This is a genomic window from Pelomonas caseinilytica (assembly GCF_021353235.1).
GTDB classification, from domain to species: domain Bacteria; phylum Pseudomonadota; class Gammaproteobacteria; order Burkholderiales; family Burkholderiaceae_C; genus Pelomonas; species Pelomonas caseinilytica.
The window spans coordinates 111,258-132,377 of the sequence record NZ_JAJTWT010000005.1 but is presented as its reverse complement, the minus strand read 5'-3'; the positions used below and the strand labels follow the sequence as shown (position 1 = coordinate 132,377).

The window sequence follows — 21,120 nt, the reverse complement described above, 5'->3', positions numbered from 1 at the left end:
AGACCTACACCATGGACACATCACGACCGCGTGGCCAATTCGGCAATGAAGCACCCGGTGGAACCGTCGAGTCGGTACCGAGCACGCCAGCACCCAGCAAACGACCCCGGACGCCCAAAGAACCGGCCGGCGAGCGATACGAGTTGCGAGACCGCACCACGAAAGAGGTCCATCGCGCGAACACCTTCTCCGAGATGGCGGCGAAGGCGGAAGGACTCGGCAGTGACCTCTTCGTTGCCGTGGCCGCCGATGGCAGGCGCACGTCGATCGAGAAAATCGACGGCCAGTGGCGGCGCGGTCCGCAGCGGCCGGCGTCGTCCGTTTCCCCGGCCTCACCTTCGGGAACGCGGGATCCGTCGTCGGTGCCGACGCAGGGGCCGGCGCCCGCCCTGTCATCTCGGCGGGAAGCGCCCCAGCGCCAAGGTGCCGGGACGCTCGGGCATTCCGAGGCCGAGCATGAGCGCGCCGCCCATGTCGCCCGGCTCGAGGCCGCCTTGCGGGAGCGCTACACGATCCACCGGGCCCCGGTGAGCGTGGGGGACGCGATGATCGGACGGATCGAATATCGGTTTCGGGGGGACGGCGTTCGCGTGGCCTTCACCGAATCCAGGTTTCGGCTGGCAACCGACAACAACCTTCCGTCCGTCGCTCGCTCGATGGTCGATGTGGCAGAGGCTCGCGGCTGGCAGGGGCTGCGGGTCTCCGGTCATGAGGAATTCAAGCGCAGGGTCTGGTTCGAAGCGACCCTGCGTGGACTCAAGTCCGTGGGCTATGAGCCCTCGCCGGACGACTTGCAGCAGCTCAGGCGCGAGCAGGACGCCAGGCAGGCGAATCGCGTCGAGCGCGTGCAGCAACCCGGCGGCACGTCGCCCCCGCAAGCCGAAGCCTCGGCACCGGCTCCCGGCAGGCGCAAGACGGTCCTGGCAGCCGTCGAGGCCGTGCTCGTCGCCAAGAACGTGCCGGAGCAACGACGTGAGGAGCTGATGGCGGCGGTCGCAGAGAACCTGGCACAACGCATCCGCGAAGGACGCGAGCCGCGGGTCAGGATCTATGACAGGGACGCCGTGGCGCCGCTGGCGGGCGCCACGGCGGTGCCGGCGCCCACGCGCGCGGTCGAGCGGTCGGACCCCACGCCGCAGCGATGAGTGACCTGGCGCCCGTTCCAGCCCTCGCCATCTCGGCCGCTGGCGCGGTCTATGAGATCGATGGTCAACGCTTCGAGGTGGCGGGGGCCGCCGCCGCGTTCGCGGACGCGGTTGCCCAGGCCCATGCCTGCCATCGGCGGCTGCGCTGCCTGTGCCAGGCGGACGGGGTGGAGATGTATGTCGCCCGGCTGGCGCCACCGCACGGCGGCTACGCCGTCAAGCGTCTGCCCGACACCGGCTGGCATCACGCGCCAGCCTGTCCCTCCTATGCGCCGCCGGCCGAGCTCTCCGGCCTCGGACAGGTGCTTGGCAGTGCCATCGCGGAGGACCCCACCACCGGGGAAACCACATTGGCGCTCGACTTCGCGCTCTCCAAGATCGCCGGCCGCACGAGCCCCACCCCGTCGGACACGGTGACGTCCAGCGTCAGCACGACGGGGATTCGCTTGTCGTTGCGCGGCCTCCTGCACTACCTGTGGGACGAAGCCGAGCTGACCCGCTGGCATCCGGGCTTCTGCGGCAAGCGAAGCTGGGGGACCGTGCGCCGCCTCCTGCTCGCGGCGGCGGAACACAAGCGCGTTGGCGGTGACCCGCTGAGGCTGCGCCTGTACATCCCGGAGCCGTTCTCGCTCGAACGGCGTGAGGCCATCAACGAGCGGCGCCTGGCCGAGTGGTCGCGGGCGGTCGCACAACCTAAAGGGCCTTCACCGCTGATGCTGCTCATCGCGGAAGTCAAGGAGATCGTCCCGTCTCGCTACGGATACAAGGCGGTCGTGAAGCATCTTCCGGACCACGCTCTGATGCTCGACGAACATCTCTACAAGCGGCTCGGACGCAGCTTCGAGCCTGACCTGGCTCTCTGGGCCAGCTCGGCCGACATCCGCATGGTGATGATCGCCACGTTCGGCCTGAGCGGCGCCGGCGTGGCGTCGATCCATGAACTGTGCTTGATGCCGGTGTCGATGCAGTGGCTGCCGGTAGGCGACGGATTCGGACAGCAGCTCATCGACAAGCTGGTCGCCGAGGAGCGCGTGTTCACGCGAAGCCTTCCCTACAACCTCCGCCCCAAGGAACCGTTGGCTTTCGCGGTACTGTCCGACTGCGGCGCCGATGCCGTGACGTTGCGTCTGATCTATCAGCCCGAAACAGGCGGGCGGGCCACATCGAGTCGGGCGCAAGGCGACGGTTCCACAGGTTGGACATGGCGTCCGGAGATGGAGCAACTGCCTCGACTACCGGGGCCTGCAGTTGAGGTTCGGCGCATTGAAGGCACTGCGGCGTGAAACCGTGGCGCAGAGCCGCTCATCGCAACGGCTCACGGTCTGTGAGAGCGAGTCCCATTCTCGTCGCGGTCACTGGGGTAACGCCCTGCCGGTTCGATTCTTGGGAGAAGACGCGGTCCGTAAGCTCGGTGAGATGGCATTGCACTAAAGTCGTCCTGCCGATTCGCAGAACGGTTTCGCAGTTTCAAAAACTCAATAAGGGCTCCTCGCAATGGCCAAGTCGCTTACATCCCTCCTGAATCAAATCGAACGCCTCCAGAAAGAGGCTTCGTTGATCCAGTCCGAAGTCATCGACCGCATCAGAAAGGAGATCGCCAAATACCATCTGACGCCCGAACAGCTGTTTGGCGCGGCTGTAGGCAGTGGCGCGAAGAGAGCCAAGCCGACCCGTAAGTCCTCGACGCCCCGTGTCGCCAAGTACGCGGACCAGGCGGGAAACAGCTGGGGCGGCGTGGGCAAGCGCCCCGAGTGGCTCCGGCAGGCTCTGGCCGCAGGCAAGGCCCTCGAAGACTTTCTGGTTGGCGGCGCGGGCTCGCAGTCGGTCGCGGCGACCGACGCTGGCAAGCCAGCGTCAAAACGGACACGCAAGGCCCCCTCGGCGGCCAAACCCGCCGTGGGCAGGAAGACGAAGGCCACCAAGCGTGCCGCTGCAAGGAAATCTTCCAAGGCAAGGCCGCGCGCCGCTGCTGCCGCCACATCGGCGTCCGAGTGAATACCACGGGCCCGGGCCGGACTTGCATGCTGGTCGCGGTCCTCGCTGCCGTGCGGCCTCGCCTGGGCGGCCTGGTCATTAGCCGGAAGGACCGCGCCAAGAGCTTGCCGGCGTACGTCGACATCGGCGCGTGCGCGCTCGCGAATCGGTCTCGGGGTGTCGGGTCCGCGGCAGCACCCGGTTGAAGCACACCCCCTGCGCCGATTGAATCCGCTCGGCTCGAGCCTGCCGTTGGCCGAGTTGCGGGCATCACCGACTTCATCTGCGAACGGTGCCCGTTGCGTTCTGGCGTCCGGATGGGATGGACGCCACCGATATGGAGGGGTTGTACCGGGAAGGCGGTATAGCCGCCCCTGGACCCTGCGTGCTGCGCATCTGACAGTCGATCCAGGGCCATGCTCAGTTGGCCCGCACATCACTGTCTCGGGAGGGTTCATGAAGTCCACAGCCAGGCGCAGTTCCGCGCTTCTCTTCTCCGCCATCGGCCTGTCACTGATGCTGGGCGCAGCGTCCGGAGCGCGGGCCGGTGTCATCAGCGCCAGCCCATTCTTCGATGTCTATGGCGTCGACAGCAACGAATGGACCCTCACCACGCGCACTTCCACGGTGCTGAGCGAAGGCAGCGGGTTCATCGACCTGGTCCTGACCCCGACCGAGGTCGGCCAGATCGATATCAGCATTGGTGGCGGCAACTGGCGGATCGCCAATCTCATGCTGGTCTTGAAAGGGCCGCAGACGGGTCTCAGCCAAGATGGACGGATCGCCACCGAAACGCTGGACGGCGCCGCGACGGTCATCACCGCGACGGCCTCCTATGCGAAGCCGCGCGACGCCCAGCTTGCCACGTCCTACGGCCAGAATTACCTGGTCGCGATGACGAGCCTCGGGGGCGTCGCTTATGGGACAAGGAAACTCGGCAGCATCCTGGCAGACGGTGAAGTCGCCAACTCGCTGAAGCGCCGGGGTTCGACCATCACGTTTGATGAGGTACCCACTTACTACCTGGGCGGCGGCGTCATCGGAGCGAATTACCTAGTGCCGTCGTCCGACCCGGCCTGCGCGTCGGTGCTGTGCATGCCCGCCGCGCGTGCCGTGGCGACGCTGGAGTCGGTCGACCTCCGGTTCGCAGTCACGACGACGTTCGCCGCCCCCGTGCCCGAACCGACCCTGGCGTCGCTGATGCTGGCTGGGCTGGCCGCACTGTGCGGGTTCGTGAGCCTGAGGCGCAGACGCGGGTGAGCATCGGGCCGGGCTGGCGACGGTGTGCTCGTCGTGGTCGGAAATCCGAGCGGCGGAGGCGCGTATACAAGTCCGCCAGCTGGATGCCACACCGCCTGACAAGGCTACCGCTGCGGCCATATCGCCAGGCCGCATGGGCAGCCTGAACGCCGGAAGGCCTGGCCACATCGCCCGCATACAACCACCTTCCCTCAACACCGACGAGGAGTACACCCATGAGAATCGCCCAGCCCCTCACGATAGTCGCGGCCCTATTCGGAATGGCGGCTCATGTGCAAGTGTCCGCCCAGACCCGTCCGGCCTTGGTTCAGGATGTGGACCAGGCCGATCGTCATGCGTATTGGGAGGATGCGGATCTGCGGTCGAACGCTGGCAGCTGCATCGGTAACAGCTGTAGCCTGACTTTCGCGACCGTGCCCTCCGGGACGCGTCGAGTCATCGAGTACGTCGCCTGCACCTTCTCGGCGTCGTCATCGTCCGATGTCATCACCTTCGTCGAGCTCAACACGCAGTCTCCTTACGGAAAGTCCAGGGCAAGATTGCCGGCGGCGCAGAGCGTGCCCGGAATGTCGCCGTTTTTCACCAACCAACGGCTGCTGGCCTACTACGCCAGCGGCGAACAGGTGGCGGTGATCGCCTATGACTCTGGCAATGCATCACCTCGCAACATGCATTGCAGTTTGAGCGGGCACGACGTCACCTTGCCATGATGGCGCCGGCAGAAGGCGTCGACTCCATGCCTGCTACGGCGTTGAAGGCGGGGCGCGACCACCAGATTGGCGACGGCCATCAATTTCGTGGATTGGGATGTCGTACTGACGCGCTGAAACTGCCTTGGTGGTGCTCTGCGTTACGCCTTCGGGTGGGATCATGAAGCCTTGACGCTCAGGTCGCGTTTTGCGAGGGCAAGTGGTGAACCTCCCAGCCTACTCGCTCCGATGTCTCGACCTCGCAAGGCTGATCCCCGCTCTCCGGCAAGGTGCCCAGCCTTTCTGGATCACCGGTGCATGGGCCGGAGCCTAGCCGGGGTGATGGTCATAATTGGAGATTCCATTCCAGTTGCCTCCTTACCAAGGGCAACGTTTCGCCTGCCTAGAGTGATCCGCATGGAGCCCACCGTCGCCAGTGTCGAGCACGATAGCCGCTACCGCGTCACAGAGCGGCAGCCGACGGGTGACGATGTCGGGCCGTCTTCGGAGATGGGCAGCATGAGCCCTTCGGAGCAGCCTCCAGGCATAACGGGTCAACTGCCTTGAGAAGTCAGTGGCCGCTTGCCGCGAGTCTGCCGATTCCGGCCGCCTCTGGTTTCCTCTTCTTCGAGTAGGCATGGCGGTCGGCTCGGCGCTCGAGATATTGCCCGCCCGCCTGCTCGGCGTGGCTGACGCGGCTGGCAATGAGCTGTTTCGCCGCAGCATGCGGACGTGGCGCATTTCGCTGAGTGGCTCAGCAATTCTGTCGGCTGCGCTGGCGGCAACCTTCAATGCGCTCATCCCCGGATCTTCTCTGTGGACGTGGGCGGCGCTGGGCTGGCTGGTCTATGTGGTTCAGGCGCTGCTGTGCTTGAATTTGGAGCGTCAGTGTCAAGCTGCCAGTCCTCCGCCTCCATGGTGCGCCGCCACACTGGTCCTGACGATCTGCGTCGGTGCGCTGTGGGGTTCTCTGGTGTGGTGGATGCCGGCGGAGTCAAGGTCGGCTGAACTGCTTGGGGCATTCGGCACGGTGATGTTCCTTCTGGGTGTCTCCAGCGCCAGCACCTCGGTGGGCATGCTGTTGGCGGTTCTGGTTCCGGCCGGTGTCGTGTTGGCCTCGGCTCTGACTTGGCATGCCGGCCTGCCGGTCGCCGGCGGCCTCAGCCTGCTGGTGTTGGTGCTCATCGTTCAGCATGGCCGGGTGCTGCAGGCCAACATGCTCGAAGTCGTGCGCCAACGCCGCCAGCTGCAGGCGCTGTCCGAAGAGTTGCAAGCGCAGCAAGCCAAGGTAGAGCAAGTGAGCCGGGAACGGGCACTCGCCGAAGAGCGCCAACGCTTGCTGCGTGACATGCATGACGGCATAGGCTCTTCGCTGATCTTCGCGATCAAGGCTATCGAACAGAAGCGCCTCGACCTGGACGAAGCGTCTAAGGTCCTGCGCGACTGCCTCGATGAACTGCGCCTCGTGATCGACTCGTTGGACCCGATGGGCAACGACCTCGTGGCCTTGCTGGCCACCCTTCGATACCGGCTCAACCACCGGCTAGATGGCGCCGGGATCGAGCTGGAATGGTCGGTCGGCGACGTACCGCCGCTGCCCTGGCTCAATGCGCCTGAGGCCTTGGACGTGCTGCGCATCGTGCAGGAGGCCGTCGCCAATGCCATCAAGCATGCGGGTGGTCGGAAACTGCGGATAGCCGTCGTGCGAAACGACGGTATCGATGGGCAAGCCACCGGAGTCGTCGTCCTCGTCGAGGACGATGGCCAGGGGCTCACGGACGAGCAGTCTCCGGACGGTCGCGGCTTGTTGCACATGCGTCAACGGGCCGAGCGCCTCGGCGCGACCCTCGAATTCGTCAGTTCGCCGCTCGGGGGCTTGGGCGTGTGCCTGCACATGCCGTTGGAGGCGCCCTTGAAGTCCCCGGACAGGGCCTAACGCCGACGGCGCCCGGCGGTCTGCTTACAGCACCAGCGGCCCTTTTACCGCGCCTCCGTCGAGTGGCGCTGTTTCGCCAATCGTGGACGTGTCTTTGAATATCGAGGCCCGAAAGTTCATAGTCCGCGGCCCCACATTGTCCGTGGCCCATAGTGCGAGCGCCTTGGCCGACATGGGCTTGGCGAACAGGTACCCTTGAAGCTGGTCGCAACCGAATTCACGCAGGATGCGGTTCTGTCCTTCAGTCTCGACACCCTCGGCCACGACCTTGCGATCCAGGGCCTTTGCGAGGTTCACGACGGCGCGTGCGACTTTGCGGGCGTCCTCATTGGTCTCCAGGTCGAGCACAAAGCTGCGATCGATCTTGAGTTCATCGGCAGGCAGAGAGCGCAGGTACGCCAAGCTGGAATGCCCCGTGCCAAAGTCGTCGATGGACAGCTGGATGCCCATGGCGTGCAGTTTCTGCAGTACACGGACCGTGGCGTCCACGTCGACCATTGCCGATGTCTCGGTCACTTCGCACGTCAGCAATTCGGGATTGATCTGGTGCGTGCGCAGCGCACTGGCGATCCGGTCAGCCAGGTCCGGCTGTCTCAGCTGGTGCACGGACAGATTGATCGCGATGCGCATCCGGATGCCTTGATCGCGCCAGATGCGCAATTGGCGGCTGGCGTCTTCGATGACCCAGCGTCCGATCGGGATGATCAGACCGCTGCGCTCGGCAAGAGGGATGAAGGAGGCCGGACTGACCATGCCGCGGGTCGGATGATTCCATCGCAGCAGCGCCTCGGCGCCGGTGATCTCTCCCGTGGGCGCATGAATCTTCGGCTGGTAATGCAGTTCGAGCTGGTTGAGTTCGACCGCGAGGCGCAATTCCCGCAGCAGCTCGATCTGATCCGGCGGTCCTTTCGTCATGCTTGCGTCAAAGAAGGCATACCTCGCGCCGCCAGCCGCCTTGGCATTGGCCATCGCGACTCTTGCACGCGGGATCATGGACTCGACAGCGCCGCAGTCCGGATACATCACGACGCCGACCGAACATGCCAGCGTCACGGATTGGCCTCGCCCGACGCCGATAGGCAGCCTCATCTCCCGCAACACCTTGGTCGCCAGGACTGCAGCATCTTCCGGCTGCGGATCTTCATTCATCAACAGCGCGAACTCGTCCGCTGCAAGCCGCGCGGCCATGAAGGGCTGCACGAGCGGCCGCATGCGTTTGGCGGCTTGGCGCAGGACCTCATCGCCCTTGAGGCTGCCAAACGTACTGTTGATCGACTTGAAGTCGTCGATGTTCACCAGAAGAAGCGCCAGCCGACGGGATTTGACGTCGGCCTGGCGCACCGCCTGTTCCAGCGTGTTCTCGAATGCGTTGGGGCCGGGCAGGCCCGTGACGGGATCGTTCGCGCCGACGAGCAGTCGCAGGTCGAGCTTGGTTCCGGGTCCAACCTGCTCCCCACCGAAGGGCAATTTGGCGCGAAGCGCCCTAAGCCAATCGATCATGCCGGATGGCCGCCATGACGGCAGGTGTGCCGTTCGGCTGAGCGACTGCCCCGTCGACGGCGAGATGAGGTTCCGTCCTTGGGGGCGTTCTTAGCAAACGAAGATGATGGGGCCCTGATGCCGTCATCGGCGCAACGACGCAAGGTGCCGCCGGATCGGCGCGCCCTGCCAGCCACAGCCAGCGTTCTAGCGTCCGACGCTGACCAGAGTGTCTGATGTGCGGGTACGGCCATGCCCGTCTTCTTCCAGATCATATTGTGAAATTAGCCTTGGCTCGAGAATGAGAGGGCCAAAGGGATCGTAGGCGGCTGAGCTTCTTAAGTCGATGCCGTTTCGTTCTGAGGGATGTGCCGTTTTGCACGGTGAGCCGCCCCGGGTTTGAGGTTCAACACTCTGAGAGGATTGAGACGTGGGCACGTCGAACAAGTTCCGGCAGATCTTGGCAAAGGAAGCGCATTTGAAGCGTCCACCGTCAAAGGGCCAAGCAGCGCATCGGCGAGGAGGTGTCGGAGAAGCCAGCCTACCGGCCGGGCGCGTTCACCGTCGAGCGCCATGTGCGTGGCAAGTGGGTCTGCAAGCGCCGCGAGCACATCGTGCAGGCACCGGCGCCGGCCCGCGTGATCGCCAAGGGCATCCCCACGGTCGGCCTGCTGGCCCACCTGCGGGTGGCCAAGTTCATTGATCACTTGCCCCTGGACCGCAGAAAGAGCTCCCTGCACGTGGGCTCGGACATGGGCGGGCAGATCGCGGCGGTCATGTATACGTCGCTCGGCACTGCCCGGTTGAACAGCATCAACCCGCAGCGCTAACCACGTTCCCAGCTGTGGCATCGCAACGTCCATCACCGCAACGTAGCCGCCTCGAGGATTGTGATGTCCTCCGGGATCCTCACGTCCTGCGAGAAGAAATCTTCCGGGGCGTGAGCAATGGCACCTGGACGGCAGCTTGCGTCCTCCGAGGCCGTCCGGGAAACATTTGCCCTGAACCACCCCACACGAGAGGACGTCATGCCGAGTATGAGGATACTGTCACACATCTTCGCTGCTGCATTTACTGCAGCGTCTGCTGTTTCAGCTGCAGCGCCCTTGACGGTTGATTCCTCTAGTATTGGCTCGGTCAAGATCGGCATGCACTTGACCAAGATTCCGATACGGCTGGAGGAGCCGATTCAGAGAACTGCTTTCAACGACACCGGAAGCTGCTATTACGTCAACCCGAGCAGCGGCCCTCGCTTTTACATGATGATTGAAGGCGATGTTCTTACGAGATTCGATGTGACCGAGCCAGGGATTGAAACCAAGGAGGGCGTGGCGGTTGGCGATCCGATCAAGAAGGTCAAAGACACCTATGGGCAAGCGGCAATTGAGACTCCGAACTTCTATGACGAAGCGCAGCCGGAATTCACCATCAATTCAAAGGACGGGCAGTATTCGCTGCGCTTCAGCACGTCTGACGGCAAGGTCGCGGCCATCATTGCCGGGCGCTCAAAGTCAGTGAGGTATGTGGAGGGATGCTTGTGAGCTTCCGGTCTCGCCGACGACGCCCGCCAACCTAGGTGCGAGAGACGATATGGATGGCGTACCTGCGGGTCGAAGGCCGTGACAGCTGGCTGACGCAAGCGTTCACCGACCCGTCATGCGACAGGTCGAGACTGTGCGGCTTTCGTGATTTCGGACCGCTCATGCGCTTCAGCCTCACCCCCCTTCACTTGGCCCTGGTCTCCGCTCTGGGAACTCTGTCGTTTGCCGGCTGCAACAGCGGCGACAAATCCAATGACATCCCGGAAGGCACGACGATGGAAGTCGCCGTGCTCAGCACCACGGACCTGCACCAGAACCTGCTGAGCTACGACTACTACCAGCTTGCCAACCTCTCCGGCTCCGGCACCTTGGGCCTCGCCGCTACGGCCAGCGTCATCAAGGCAGCGCGCGCCGAGAACCGCAACACGCTGCTGCTGGACAACGGCGATGCCACCCAGGGCACGCTGCTGGGGGACTTCCAGGCCCTGGCCCAGCCCGTTTCCTGTGCCCAGACCCTGGCCATCTACAAGGCCATGAACTCCCTCGGCTTCGACGCCGCAGGCCTGGGCAACCACGAGTTCAACTACGGCCTGCCCTTCCTGAGCCAGACGCTGAACGCCGACCTCGGTGTGGCCGGTGTCGTCAAGCCGGCCGGAACCTGCGGCGCGCCGAGCTACCCGGTCGTCAACAGCAACGTCACCAGCGCCACGAGCGGCAACCCCATCCTGCCGCCTTATGCGCTGCTGAACCGCAACTTCGTCGTCAAGCTGCCCACCGGCGAGTACGCCACGCTGCCGCTGAAGGTGGCCGTCCTCGGCTTCGTGCCGCCTCAGATCATGGACTGGGACGCCAAGAATCTCACCGGCAAGCTGGCCGTGAACGGCGTCGTCGAGTCGGCACAGAAGTACGTGGCCGAGGCGCGCGGCAAGGGTGCGGACCTCGTCATCGCCCTGTCCCACGGCGGCCTGGACGCCAGTCCCTACAGCCCCAAGATGGAGAACGGCAGCCTGCACCTGAGCACGGTGGCCGGCGTGGACGCCCTCGTGACCGGCCACTCCCACCTCGTCTTCCCCGCTCCGCGCGAGCCCAATGCGCCCAAGCTGGACGCCTCGCTGGCGGCCCTTCCGGCAGCCACCGTCGACAGCGCCAAGGGTATGGTCAACGGCGTGCCCACCGTGATGGCCCAGAGCTGGGGCCGGCGGCTGGGCATCATCAAGCTGACCCTGGCCTGGCAGGGCGGCAAGTGGGTGGTGCAGAAGGACAAGACCACGGTCGAATCCCGCGGCCTGGCCTGGCAGGATGGCAAGACCTTCGTCACGCCTGACGCCGACATGGCCAAGCTCGTCGATGCCGAGCACCAGGCCACCATCGCCTACGCCAAGCAGCCGCTGGGCGTCGCGACCGACTTCGAGATGTCGGCCTACTTCGCGCTGGTGGGCGACGTCAGCGCCATCCAGATCGTCAACCAGGCCCAGATCGACTATGTGAAGAACTTCATCGCGACCAGCACCGACGCCACGCTGAAGAGCTATGCCGGCATCCCCGTCATTTCCTGCAGCGCGCCCTTCAAGGCGGGCCGCAATGGCGCGGGCGACTTCACCGACGTGGCCCCGGGCGCCAGCAGCACCAGCCCCTTCGCGCTGCAGGTGCGCAACCCGGGCGACCTCTACCTCTACGGCAACAACAACATCCAGGCCGTGAAGATCAAGGGCTCGGACCTGAAGAACTGGCTCGAGACCTCGGCCAAGCAGTTCGGCCGGGTCGACCCCACGAGCACCACGACCCAGGACCTGGTGCCGAGCTACTCCACCATCTACAACTTCGACGTCTTCTACGCCGAGGGCAATGCGCTGACCTACCAGATCGACGTCACCCAGCCGGTCGGCTCCCGCATCGTCAACCTGCGCTACCAAGGCCAGCCGGTGGCCGACGGCGCCGACTTCATCGTCGCCACCAACGACTACCGCGCCGGTGGCGGCGGCGCCTTCCCCGGCATCGACGGCAGCAAGACCATCATCAAGTCGCCCGACGCCAACCAGGCCGTCGTGGCCGCCTACCTGCGCAAGCAGACGGCGTTGACACGGGCCGCCAACGGCGCGGCACGCTCCTGGAGCTTCGTCAAGACGGCCACCGCCGGCCCCGTGGTGCTACGCAGCGCCCCCGGCAAGCTGGCCGTGGCCCAGCAGCTCGGCCTGGCCACCGTGACGGCCGAGGGCACGGTGGACGCTTCGGGCTACGCCCGCTACTCGATCGACCTGAGCAAGTGAGGCTTCGGCTCCTGATTGCCGCGCTGGCGGCGGCGGGGCTGTCGGCCTGCGCGCCGGCACCACCGCGCGATGCGGCGGCCGTGGAATCGCTCGGCATGCAGGCCGCGCAGACCCACCGGCCTGAGGCCCTGCAGCGCCTGGCGCGCTGGGCGGAGGCCGGCGGTCCGCTCGCGCCGCTGGCCGCCCGTGAACTGGGCCTGGCCCTGGCTCGCGACGCTGCACAGGCCGACGAAGCCGTGCGCTGGCTGACCCGCGCCGCGGAGGCCGGGGATGCCGAGGCCGCGTTCACGCTCGGCGAGGCTCACCGCGGCGGCGGGCTGGGCTGGCGGCCAGACGCGGCCGCCGCACGGCCGTGGTTCGCGCGGGCGATGCAGGCCGGCCATGCCGGCGCCACGCTCGCCCTGGCGCTGGCAGCGCGCAACGGCGATGGCGTGCCTCGGGATGCGCGGCAGTGCGTGTCCCTGCTGGAGCTCGCGGCACGGCGCGGGAATGCCCGCGCCATGTATCTGCTGTCCCAGGCCTATGCCCAGGGCGAGGGCACGCCACCCGACGCAGGACTGGCCCGCCATTGGCTGGAGCAGGCCGCCGAGCAGCATCTGCCGGCGGCCATGCAGGACTGGGCCCTGGCCCTGGAGGACGGCCGCCTGGGCGTACAGCTGGATGCGCAGGCGGCGCGCGAGCAGTGGCGCGAGGCCGCGGAGGAGCGGCGCAACCGTTGGAACGTTCGCTGAGCGAGGGCCCGAGGTTGCGGTGTTGTTCGTCGGCCTGCCAAAGTGCCACCCGATGACCGGTGTCGCACAGCAAAGGACGCAGCAAGGTTCCTGAGACGCGCGTGAGGCTCCAGTTGGAGAGCAGCGCTTGCTGCCCGTGAAATGGCGGAGCCGTCAGTTCGGGCGAACGCCCTTCCTGCATTGGAGGCGCTGATTTTCGGATCGGAATCAGCGCCTGCGGCAACCGTGGAACCGTCGAATATGTCTACATGACCGACGCCACCGAAGTCGAACCGCCAAAGTCCTCGAGTTCAAAGAGAGACCAGTTCAACGTCAATCTTTGCGGGCTCGGCACGAGCCTGCGTGCGTACGCCGCAGACAAGAGGATCAGCGCGTCATGCGCCATCCGGATCGCGATTGCACGGCTGCTGGAGACGGCCGCAAGCACACCGGCCGGACCAAGTGTCGATGAGCCGACGCACGCCGGATCGGCCGTGAGGGTGCTGCTTCGCATGTCGGAGCCCGCAGCGGCCATGTTGGTGGGCCGCGCACGCAACGCAGGGGTGTCAAGGAGCCAGTACGTCGTGCTGCTGATGGAGGGCGAGACGCCCGCGCCATTGCCCCTCGATCATGAGCGCCTGATCGCTTCGCTCATGGCCTCGACGGTCCAACTCGCCTCGCTCTCCGCCGACCTGAACGCCTTCATGCGCCTGCTCGGCCGTCTTCCGAGTGCCGCGCTCGAACCCTATCGCGCGGGGCTCCGATCACTGATCCCCGCCGTCCATGCACATCTTGAGCGGGCGGCGGCCTTGCTGGCCTCACTCGAACGGACCCAAAGGTGGCGAAAATGAGCGATCCCATAGTCGGAGGCATCCTCGTGCGATGGGGAGAGCCGTTGTTCTATCCCGCCAACCGGATCGTGAAAGCGGATCCGACGCCGAGGCTGGCCGTCCTGGATCGACGCAAGGCTGCAATCATCCGACAGCGCATCGAAGCCCTCGTGGTGCGGCGGGCGCCGCAGGTGATGGTCAAGATCGTCGGCGGTGGCCGCGGCATGCGTGCCATCAAGGCCCAGTTCGACTACATCACCCACCACGGCAGTCTTGAAATGGAAGACGACCGTGGCGTGCGGACCCAGGGCAAGGACGCACTCGACGACATGGCGTACCGGTGGCGCGTTGGCGGCTCCTTGATCGACGAGGTGTCGCATCGGCATGAGGCGCTGTACGTGACCCTGTCGATGCCATCTGGCGTCCAACCTTCTCTCGTGCTCCAGGCCGCGCGCGCGTTCGCGCAGGAGGAGCTGCCTGACAGCCAGTACGTGATGGTGCTTCACGAGCATCAGGCCAATCCGCATGTGCATCTGGCCGTCCGGGCACAGACCAAGTCCGGCATGCGCCTGAACCCGTGGAGCGACCGTCATCGCTGGCGAGAGACGTTCGCAGAAAAGCTGCGCGATCTCGGTGTCGACGCTGAAGCCTCCTCGCAATCCACCCGTGGCGAGGTCCGGAAGTACGAGTCGCCCTGGCTCGTCCGCAATGATGAACAGGGACAACACGACGTCGGGATCACCATGGAGATCGGAAGCCAAGGTTTCAATAAGCGTGCGAAAGCCATGCAGTGCTGGTCCCACATCCTGACGGCTCTTGCCCGGTCCCCCGACCCGGCGGACCGCGCCTTGGCCGAACACGTCGCGGCCTTCCTTCGCGAGACGCCTTTCGTCACGGAGATGCTGGGACCACCACCCGAGCGGGACGTTGCGCCAGCACACAACGTTGCACCGGGGATCCACGCCATGGAGCACGACCGGGCGGCGCGCCGGTTGACCGTGGAATGGTCGATGCAGCGCTGAGCGAGCAGCGACGGTGTGGTCGCCTGGCTCCACGCCCCCGGCGTGAGGAGCGATCAGCCGGCGATGCGCGCGTAGACCGCCGTATCGCGTGGCGCGCCGTCGACGCCGAGTGTGTTGTTTCGCAGGACGCCCTCGAGCTCGAAGCCGCAGCGCTCGGCCACGGCCCGGCTCTTCAGGTTGCGGGGGTCGCAGCGGATCTCCACGCGGCGCGCCGCCAGCGGGCCGAAGGCCAGGGCCGTCAGCAGCCGCACCGCTTCGCTCACATGGCCCTGGCCCGCCGCCTCGGGACGGATCCAGTAGCCGATCTCGAAGCGCCGGACGGCCCAGTCGATGCGGTGCAGGCCGGTACCGCCGAGCAGGCGCCCGGGGCTGCCGTCGGCACGACGGGCGTAGATCTGGAAGCACAGGTCGCGCCGGGCGATGAAGTCGGCCTGCATGCGCCGCACGACCAGCTCCGCGTTCTCGGCCGTCGGCGCCTCCTGCGCCCAGGGCATCCAGGGCCGCAGGTGGGACAGGGACTGGCCGATGACGACGGCCATCTCGGCGCCCAGGCCGGCATGGGGCGCCAGCAGCACGGTGCGCTCACCGTCGAGGCGCTCCGGGACGTCGATGAGGACGGGATCGATAGTCATGCCGTCACGACCTCCACAGGCTTGGGCAGTTCGCGCACGCCGCGGATGGCCTCGTGCCGCCAGGCGAGGAAGGCCAGCAGGCAGGCACCGACGCCCGAGAAACCGAGTGCCGAACGCAGGCCGACGTGTTCGCCCAGCCAACCGCCGATCAGGGCCCCGGGCCCCGCCGGCAGCAGGATGAGCCAGCGCATGGTGCTGGTCATGCGGCCCAGCATGGGGGCCGGCGTGACGGCCTGGCGCAGCGACAGGAAGTTGATGAAGATGAGCACGGCCCCGACGCCGAAGGCGAACAGCATCAACCCGAAGCTGATGACGCCGAGTCGTCCGGCGGGCGCGAGCGCGAGCTGCAGCCAACCGAGGCCGCAGGCGGCGTAGCCGAGCACCAGGCAGGGCCCCGGGCCGATGCGGCGGCTGATGCGGTGGCCGAAGACGCTGGCCAGCACGGTGCCGGCGCCCAGGGCCACGTAGGACAGGCCGACAGTCTGCGGGCTCAGGCGCAGCTCGCGCGTGGCGAACAGGATCTGCACAACCAGGGCGGCGTTGTGGAAGAGCTGCCAGCTGCCGCAGGCCGTGGCCAGGCTCACGAGCAGCCGGCGCTCGCGCACGAAATGCAGGCCTGCCTTGAGTTCGGTCCAGAAGTCCTGCCCTCGGCGCTCGGCCAGGGTCTCATTGACGCGGATGCCACGCAGGATGGCGGCCGAGGCCAGCAATAGCAGGGCATCCGCGGCCAGGGCCAGCGGCGCGCCGACGAGCTTGATCAGCGCGCCCGCCAGGCCGGGGCCGGCCACCTCCGCACCGGAGGAGGCCAGCGCGTTCTTGGCATGCGCCTCGACGAGGCGTTCGCGAGGCACGACCTGGGTCAGCACGATCTGCGCGGCACTGCCAGCCACCGTGTAGACGCAGCCGAGCACGAAGCCGACGACGTAGAGCCAGCCCATGCCCAGCGCCCCCAGCCAGGCCGCCAGCGGCACGCTGGCCACCGCCACGGCCAGCAGGCTCTCGCCAGCGACGTAGACGGGCAGCTTGCGCACGCGGTCCAGCAGCACGCCGGCAGGCAGCGAGAAGAGCACGAAGGGCAGGATTTCCATGGCCTGCAGCCAGCCCATTTGCGTCGGGCTGGCCTGCAGCAGCACGGCCGCAGTCAGCGGCAGGGCGAGCATGGTGATCTGGCCGCCCAGAGACGAGATCAGGATGGACGACCACAGCCGCCGGTAGACCGCATCGCGCAGCAGGTCGCCGGGCGCGAGGGTGAAGAACTTGGAGGACATGACGCTCAAGGCTCCGACAGGACTCGACAGGCGGGAGGCTCCCGCCGGTGTGGGGTGACGCGCAGGGGCGTCAGTCGAGGTCGAGCAGCTTGGTCATGCGACGCATGCTAGCAGTGCGGCGCCGTGGCGTCGCGTGCCGACGGTCATGGGCGGCGCACGACGAGCTCGGCGTAGCCCGTGGCGGGGTCGAGCTCGCGCGCCAGCGATCCGGCGGGCAGCGATGCGATGAGCAGTTCGGCCGTGGTGCGCACGAGGCAGCCAACGCAGACGTGGCCGCCGAACACCCGGCCCGTGGCGTCGGCCAGGCTGGCGTGCAGGTGGGCGCCATCCGGCGCGAGGCTGCCGCTGAGCGTGAGGATTTCGAGCGGTCCTTCGACGACGGCTGGCTCGGCTTGACCGGCGTAGCGCAGCCGGGCACTCGACAGGCTGCCCATGCCGACGACGACGAAGCCGCAGCCACCCTGCCCTTCCAGCGCCAGGCGCAGGTCGTCGCCAGGATGCAGCCTCAGCGCCTGCATGTTCAGAAACCCACCGCCGCGCCGTCGCGCCGCGGGTCGCTGGCGGCGACATAGCCGTCCACGCCCGGCTCGCCCAGGCGCCAGATGAACTGGCCGGCGCCGAAGTCCTGGTAGCTGTCGTGGATGTCGCCGACCTGGTGGCCACGAGCGCGCAGGGCCTCGATGGTGGCGGCCGGCATGTGGGGCTCGATGTTGATCGACAGCCCCTCGTTGAAGCGCCAGCGCGGCGCGTCACACGCGGCCTGCGGGTTCTGGCCATAGCAGAGCATGCGCACCAGGGTCTGCATGTGGCCCTGCGGCTGCATGTTGCCGCCCATCACGCCGAAGCTCATCACCGGGGCACCGTCCCGGGTCAGGAAGGCCGGGATGATGGTGTGAAACGGGCGCTTGCCGGGCGCGACCCGGTTGGGATGGCCGGCCTCGAGCGTGAAGCAGTGGCCGCGGTTTTGCAGGCTGACGCCGTAGTCCGGCAGCACCAGGCCCGAGCCGAAGCCCATGTAGTTGCTCTGGATGAAGCTGACCATCATGCCGCTCTCATCGGCCGCGGTCAGATAGATGGTGCCGCCCTTGACCGGATTGCCGGCGCCGAAGACCTGGGCGCGCTGCGGATCGATGAGGCGCGCCCGGTCGGCGAGGTAGGCGGGGTCGAGCAGCTGGGCAGGACTGACCGCCATCGCGCCGGGCTCGGCGACGAAGCGGTAGACGTCGGCGAAGGCCAGCTTCATCGCCTCGATCATGAGGTGCTGGGCCTCGGGGCTGTCCACCTCATGGGCCGCCAGGCCGCAGTGCTCCAGCAGTCCGAGTGCCATCTGCGCCGCGATGCCCTGGCCATTGGGCGGGATCTCGTGCAGCGTGTGGCCGGAGAAGTCCTTGGCCAGCGGCGTGACCCATTCGGGCCGGTACGCCGCGAGGTCGGCCTCGGTGAGGGTGCCACCGGTGTCGCGCGCGAAGCGGGCCAGGGCCGCCGCGATCTCGCCGCGGTAGAAGGCCTCGCCACGGGACTCGGCGATGAGGCTGAGGCTGCGCGCCGCGTCCGGGAAGCGGAACAGTTCGCCGACCTCGGGCGCGCGGCCGCGGGGCAGGAAGGCCTGGGCGAAGCCGGGCTGCGAGGTGATCTCGTCCAGGCCGGCAGCCATCGCCCATTTTCCTTGCACGATGGGCGGCACCGCATAGCCACGCTCGGCGATCTCGATGGCCGGCTGCATCAGCTCGGCGAACGGCAGGCACCCGAAGCGCTCGCTGAGCGCCGCCCATGCGCCGACGGCCCCGGGCACGGTCACTGCGCCCCAGCCGCGCCGCGGCATGACCTGACCCCCGAAGAAGTCCGGCGTCCACGCCGCGGGAGCCGGCCCCGAGGCATTGAGGCCGTGCAGCTGATGGCCGTCCCAGAGGATGCAGAAGGCGTCGGACCCCAGACCGTTGCTGCAGGGCTCCACCAGCGTCATGCAGGCCGCCGTCGCGATGGCGGCGTCGACGGCATTGCCACCGGCCTGCAGCATCCTCAGGCCGGCCTGGGCCGCCAGCGGATGCGAGGTCGACACGATGTTGCGTGCGAACAGGGGAGTGCGCCGGCTGGGGTAGCCGGCACGCCAGTCGAAGCGGAAGGCGGTGCTCATGCGCTCCGATTCTGCCGGTGTAAACCTTTGCAACCGAACGGGGCGTCGTCAACCGCGGCGCTGCAGGGGTCGTTGTGGACACAAGCTTTCGCGAAGCCCCAACCCGAAACCCAAACCACCCTGGAGCCCTCAAGATGAACACGCTGAAGACCACCATCGCAACCGCCCTCATCACGCTCGTCTCGGGCGTGGCCCTGGCACAGAACCCGGCCCCGGCCACCGCGAAGACTGCCGCCCCCGCGACCACCGTCGCCCAGGCTGCCACGCCGGCCACTCCGGCCACCGCCGCGACGCCCGCCACCAAGGCTGCTCCGGCCGCGATGCCCGCCTCCGCCGCCACGCCGGCCGAAGCCGCCAGCGCCACCAAGCATGGCAAGAAGCACCACGCCAAGAAGCACGCCAAGACCGAGGCCGGCGAGGCCGCCAAGACCGAGACCAAGACGCAGTAAGCGCGACAGCGCTCCGCGCAAGGCCGCAGTCCGAAAGGGCTGCGGCCTTTCTCATGTGAAGGGTACGCAATCGGATGGACGCACATCCGAAGAGGGCATCACCTTGGGCGTGTAATCGACGATGTCCTCGGCCTTGACGACCTCGCCTTGCGTCCCATGCCGTGGGTCATCGCTACCTTGGCCACCGACGCGCCGGGCTCGCACATTCGGCCAGCACCTGCGCCTTCTTTGCCTCGCTGTATCGCCGCCGTGTCTTCCTGTCGCTTGTCATGCGTCCACCTGCGTGACGTGGAAATCGGCACTGATCCGCTTGGATTCTTCGAGCCACCCGAAGCGCTAGTCCCGGCTGGTCTCCGGGGCCACTAGGCAGGCCCCACCTCCTTGATCCTACGGGGGGCCACCGCCGATGCCACAGCCGAAGCAGTGCCACAGGTTCTTCGGCGCCGTCACGACCAGGCTGGCCGTTTCGTCGGCATGGAAGGGGCAGCGGCCCAGCAAGTCCTTGCCCGCCTTCTTCAGCTCGATGCCGGCGTCCTCCACCAGGCGCTGCACGCTGACCTCGTTCTTCAGCCGCTCCAGCTCGTCGTTCGGGATGCGGGGCATGGCGGGCGGGCTCCTTTTCCGAGTACGGCGCAGGGTCTTTTCTGCAATCGACCGAGCAAATAAATAACTTCGCATCAATGTACCACGTTACGTGGTAATGTCGTGCCAGCCCCTCCCACCCGCTCGGTATCGTGATGACCATCCCAACGCATCCACCCCCATCTGTCGTGGCCATCAGCACCGAGGAACGCCTTTTCTTTGTCGAACTGGGCGGGCGCATCGCCCAGCTGCGCAAGGCCGCCGGCCTGACGCAGGTCCAGCTCGCCGAAGTGCTCGGCCTGGCACAGCAGACCGTTCAGGCCTACGAGGCCGGCGCGCGCCGCGTGCCGGTGTCGTCAATGCCGCAACTGGCCAGGACGCTGGGCGTGTCGCTGGAGGAGCTGTTTGGCGAAGAGCCCGCCAAGCCGGCCCGCAGCCGCCGTGGCCCCGTGCCGCAGTGGCAGGAGCACATCGAGGCCATCGCCAAGCTGCCGCGCACGCAGCAGCGCTTCGTCACGCAGATGCTGGAGACGGTGCTGGCCCAGCAAGCGCGCTCATGACCTCGCCGGTGCTGCATTTCGAGTGGGACCCGAACAAGGCTCGCACCAACCTGACCAAGCATGGCGTGGCCTTCGAGACGGCGGCCACCGTGCTGCAGGACGCGCTGGCCCTGACGGTCTACGATGAAGCGCACAGCGAGTTCGAGGAGCGCTGGTTCACCATCGGCCGCGCCAGCAACGGCACGCTGCTGGTGGTCGTGCACACCTACGAGTCGCTCAGCGCCACCGAGGCCCGCGTGCGCCTCATCTCCGCCCGCGAGGCCACGCCGCGCGAACGTCGCAGCTATGAGGATGAACCTCGCTGAACCCCTCTTGAGGCAGCCCACATGACCGCAAGCACCACCCCCGACGACGGCATGCCCGCAGAGATCGACTTCTCCAAGGGCGTGCGCGGCAAGTTCCACCGCGCAGGCGCCGCGCTGCGCATGCCGGTCTACCTCGATGACGAGGTGCAGTCCTTCCTCGCCGAGCGCGCCCGCGCCAAGGGCGTGGAGGTCGCAGCGCTGGTCAACAGCCTGCTGCGCAAGGACATCGAACTCATCCAGGCCGTCGCGAAGTAGGCCTGCCGCCGCACCTTCTTTAGCGGCTGAAGAAGCCCCGCATGAGCGGGGCTGGGACAGCGCTTTGTCTTTTTAAGAAGCT

At 66.8% G+C, this 21,120-nt stretch carries 21 protein-coding genes and 1 pseudogene; 16 read left to right on the top strand and 6 right to left on the bottom strand.

What is annotated here, in order from left to right:
• Positions 1-11: 11 nt before the first annotated feature.
• The 6 genes from LXT12_RS13435 (at position 12) to LXT12_RS13410 (ending at position 7,004) form a co-directional block, all read left to right on the top strand.
• Entirely contained in the window at positions 12-1,145 is a 1,134-nt protein-coding gene (locus LXT12_RS13435) for an LPD7 domain-containing protein (RefSeq protein WP_233392697.1), read from the top strand.
• Positions 1,142-2,428, top strand: a complete 1,287-nt coding sequence (locus LXT12_RS13430) for a DUF1173 domain-containing protein (protein ID WP_233392696.1) — start codon at positions 1,142-1,144, stop codon at positions 2,426-2,428. The genes LXT12_RS13435 and LXT12_RS13430 overlap by 4 nt, the downstream gene beginning before the upstream one ends.
• A 211-nt stretch (positions 2,429-2,639) precedes the next feature.
• Complete coding sequence (locus LXT12_RS13425; RefSeq protein WP_233392695.1) at positions 2,640-3,140, top strand: H-NS histone family protein; 501 nt, start codon at positions 2,640-2,642, stop codon at positions 3,138-3,140.
• 435 nt (positions 3,141-3,575) lie between these two features.
• Entirely contained in the window at positions 3,576-4,379 is an 804-nt protein-coding gene (locus tag LXT12_RS13420; protein ID WP_233392694.1) for a PEP-CTERM sorting domain-containing protein, read from the top strand.
• A 215-nt stretch (positions 4,380-4,594) separates the two neighbouring features.
• Complete coding sequence (locus tag LXT12_RS13415; protein WP_233392693.1) at positions 4,595-5,089, top strand: hypothetical protein; 495 nt, start codon at positions 4,595-4,597, stop codon at positions 5,087-5,089.
• A gap of 616 nt (positions 5,090-5,705) precedes the next feature.
• Positions 5,706-7,004: a sensor histidine kinase gene (locus LXT12_RS13410; RefSeq protein WP_233392692.1), complete on the top strand. Its 1,299-nt coding sequence runs from the start codon at positions 5,706-5,708 to the stop codon at positions 7,002-7,004.
• 24 nt (positions 7,005-7,028) lie between these two features.
• On the opposite strand, the gene LXT12_RS13405 is transcribed toward LXT12_RS13410, so the two are convergent.
• The gene (locus tag LXT12_RS13405) at positions 7,029-8,504 is read right to left on the bottom strand and encodes a putative bifunctional diguanylate cyclase/phosphodiesterase (RefSeq protein WP_233392691.1); all 1,476 of its coding nucleotides are present in this window, start codon (positions 8,502-8,504) and stop codon (positions 7,029-7,031) included.
• Between the two features lie 485 nt (positions 8,505-8,989).
• Here LXT12_RS13405 and LXT12_RS13400 point away from each other — a divergent pair.
• The 6 genes and pseudogenes from LXT12_RS13400 to LXT12_RS13375 all read left to right on the top strand — a co-directional run.
• Positions 8,990-9,211, top strand: a pseudogene (locus LXT12_RS13400) (IS66 family transposase zinc-finger binding domain-containing protein); the annotation flags it as partial.
• Positions 9,212-9,589: 378 nt separating this feature from the next.
• The gene (locus LXT12_RS13395) at positions 9,590-10,024 is read left to right on the top strand and encodes a hypothetical protein (RefSeq protein ID WP_233392690.1); all 435 of its coding nucleotides are present in this window, start codon (positions 9,590-9,592) and stop codon (positions 10,022-10,024) included.
• A gap of 161 nt (positions 10,025-10,185) precedes the next feature.
• Positions 10,186-12,291, top strand: a complete 2,106-nt coding sequence (locus LXT12_RS13390) for a bifunctional 2',3'-cyclic-nucleotide 2'-phosphodiesterase/3'-nucleotidase (RefSeq protein ID WP_419964775.1) — start codon at positions 10,186-10,188, stop codon at positions 12,289-12,291.
• On the top strand, positions 12,288-13,022 hold the full coding sequence (locus LXT12_RS27040) for a tetratricopeptide repeat protein (protein WP_233392688.1): 735 nt from the start codon (positions 12,288-12,290) through the stop codon (positions 13,020-13,022). Before LXT12_RS13390 ends, LXT12_RS27040 begins: the two co-directional genes overlap by 4 nt.
• Positions 13,023-13,270: 248 nt before the next feature.
• A complete protein-coding gene (locus LXT12_RS13380) occupies positions 13,271-13,852 on the top strand; it encodes a hypothetical protein (protein ID WP_233392687.1) in 582 nt (193 codons plus the stop codon).
• Positions 13,853-13,896: 44 nt separating this feature from the next.
• The gene (locus LXT12_RS13375; RefSeq protein WP_233392686.1) at positions 13,897-14,853 is read left to right on the top strand and encodes a relaxase/mobilization nuclease domain-containing protein; all 957 of its coding nucleotides are present in this window, start codon (positions 13,897-13,899) and stop codon (positions 14,851-14,853) included.
• A 53-nt stretch (positions 14,854-14,906) separates the two neighbouring features.
• Here the strand turns inward: LXT12_RS13375 and LXT12_RS13370 are convergent, their stop codons facing one another.
• From LXT12_RS13370 to LXT12_RS13355, 4 genes are all read right to left on the bottom strand, one after another.
• Positions 14,907-15,485, bottom strand: a complete 579-nt coding sequence (locus tag LXT12_RS13370; RefSeq protein WP_233392685.1) for a GNAT family N-acetyltransferase — start codon at positions 15,483-15,485, stop codon at positions 14,907-14,909.
• Entirely contained in the window at positions 15,482-16,753 is a 1,272-nt protein-coding gene (locus LXT12_RS13365; RefSeq protein ID WP_233392684.1) for an MFS transporter, read from the bottom strand. Before LXT12_RS13365 ends, LXT12_RS13370 begins: the two co-directional genes overlap by 4 nt.
• 143 nt (positions 16,754-16,896) lie before the next feature.
• The gene (locus tag LXT12_RS13360) at positions 16,897-17,271 is read right to left on the bottom strand and encodes a PPC domain-containing DNA-binding protein (RefSeq protein ID WP_233392683.1); all 375 of its coding nucleotides are present in this window, start codon (positions 17,269-17,271) and stop codon (positions 16,897-16,899) included.
• 2 nt (positions 17,272-17,273) lie between these two features.
• The gene (locus LXT12_RS13355) at positions 17,274-18,887 is read right to left on the bottom strand and encodes a gamma-glutamyltransferase family protein (RefSeq protein WP_233392682.1); all 1,614 of its coding nucleotides are present in this window, start codon (positions 18,885-18,887) and stop codon (positions 17,274-17,276) included.
• Between the two features lie 134 nt (positions 18,888-19,021).
• Between LXT12_RS13355 and LXT12_RS13350 the strand changes: the two genes are divergently transcribed.
• Complete coding sequence (locus LXT12_RS13350) at positions 19,022-19,336, top strand: hypothetical protein (RefSeq protein ID WP_233392681.1); 315 nt, start codon at positions 19,022-19,024, stop codon at positions 19,334-19,336.
• A 387-nt stretch (positions 19,337-19,723) separates the two neighbouring features.
• Here the strand turns inward: LXT12_RS13350 and LXT12_RS13345 are convergent, their stop codons facing one another.
• Positions 19,724-19,939, bottom strand: coding sequence for a CHC2 zinc finger domain-containing protein (locus LXT12_RS13345; RefSeq protein WP_233392680.1), 216 nt, complete (start codon positions 19,937-19,939; stop codon positions 19,724-19,726).
• Between the two features lie 167 nt (positions 19,940-20,106).
• On the opposite strand from LXT12_RS13345, the gene LXT12_RS13340 reads away from it, so the two are divergent.
• The 3 genes from LXT12_RS13340 to LXT12_RS13330 are packed head-to-tail and all read left to right on the top strand — an operon-like array spanning position 20,107 to position 21,038.
• Entirely contained in the window at positions 20,107-20,478 is a 372-nt protein-coding gene (locus LXT12_RS13340) for a helix-turn-helix domain-containing protein (protein ID WP_233392679.1), read from the top strand.
• The gene (locus LXT12_RS13335; protein ID WP_233392678.1) at positions 20,475-20,783 is read left to right on the top strand and encodes a BrnT family toxin; all 309 of its coding nucleotides are present in this window, start codon (positions 20,475-20,477) and stop codon (positions 20,781-20,783) included. The genes LXT12_RS13340 and LXT12_RS13335 overlap by 4 nt, the downstream gene beginning before the upstream one ends.
• Positions 20,784-20,804: 21 nt before the next feature.
• Positions 20,805-21,038: a hypothetical protein gene (locus LXT12_RS13330; protein WP_233392677.1), complete on the top strand. Its 234-nt coding sequence runs from the start codon at positions 20,805-20,807 to the stop codon at positions 21,036-21,038.
• Positions 21,039-21,120 lie beyond the last annotated feature (82 nt).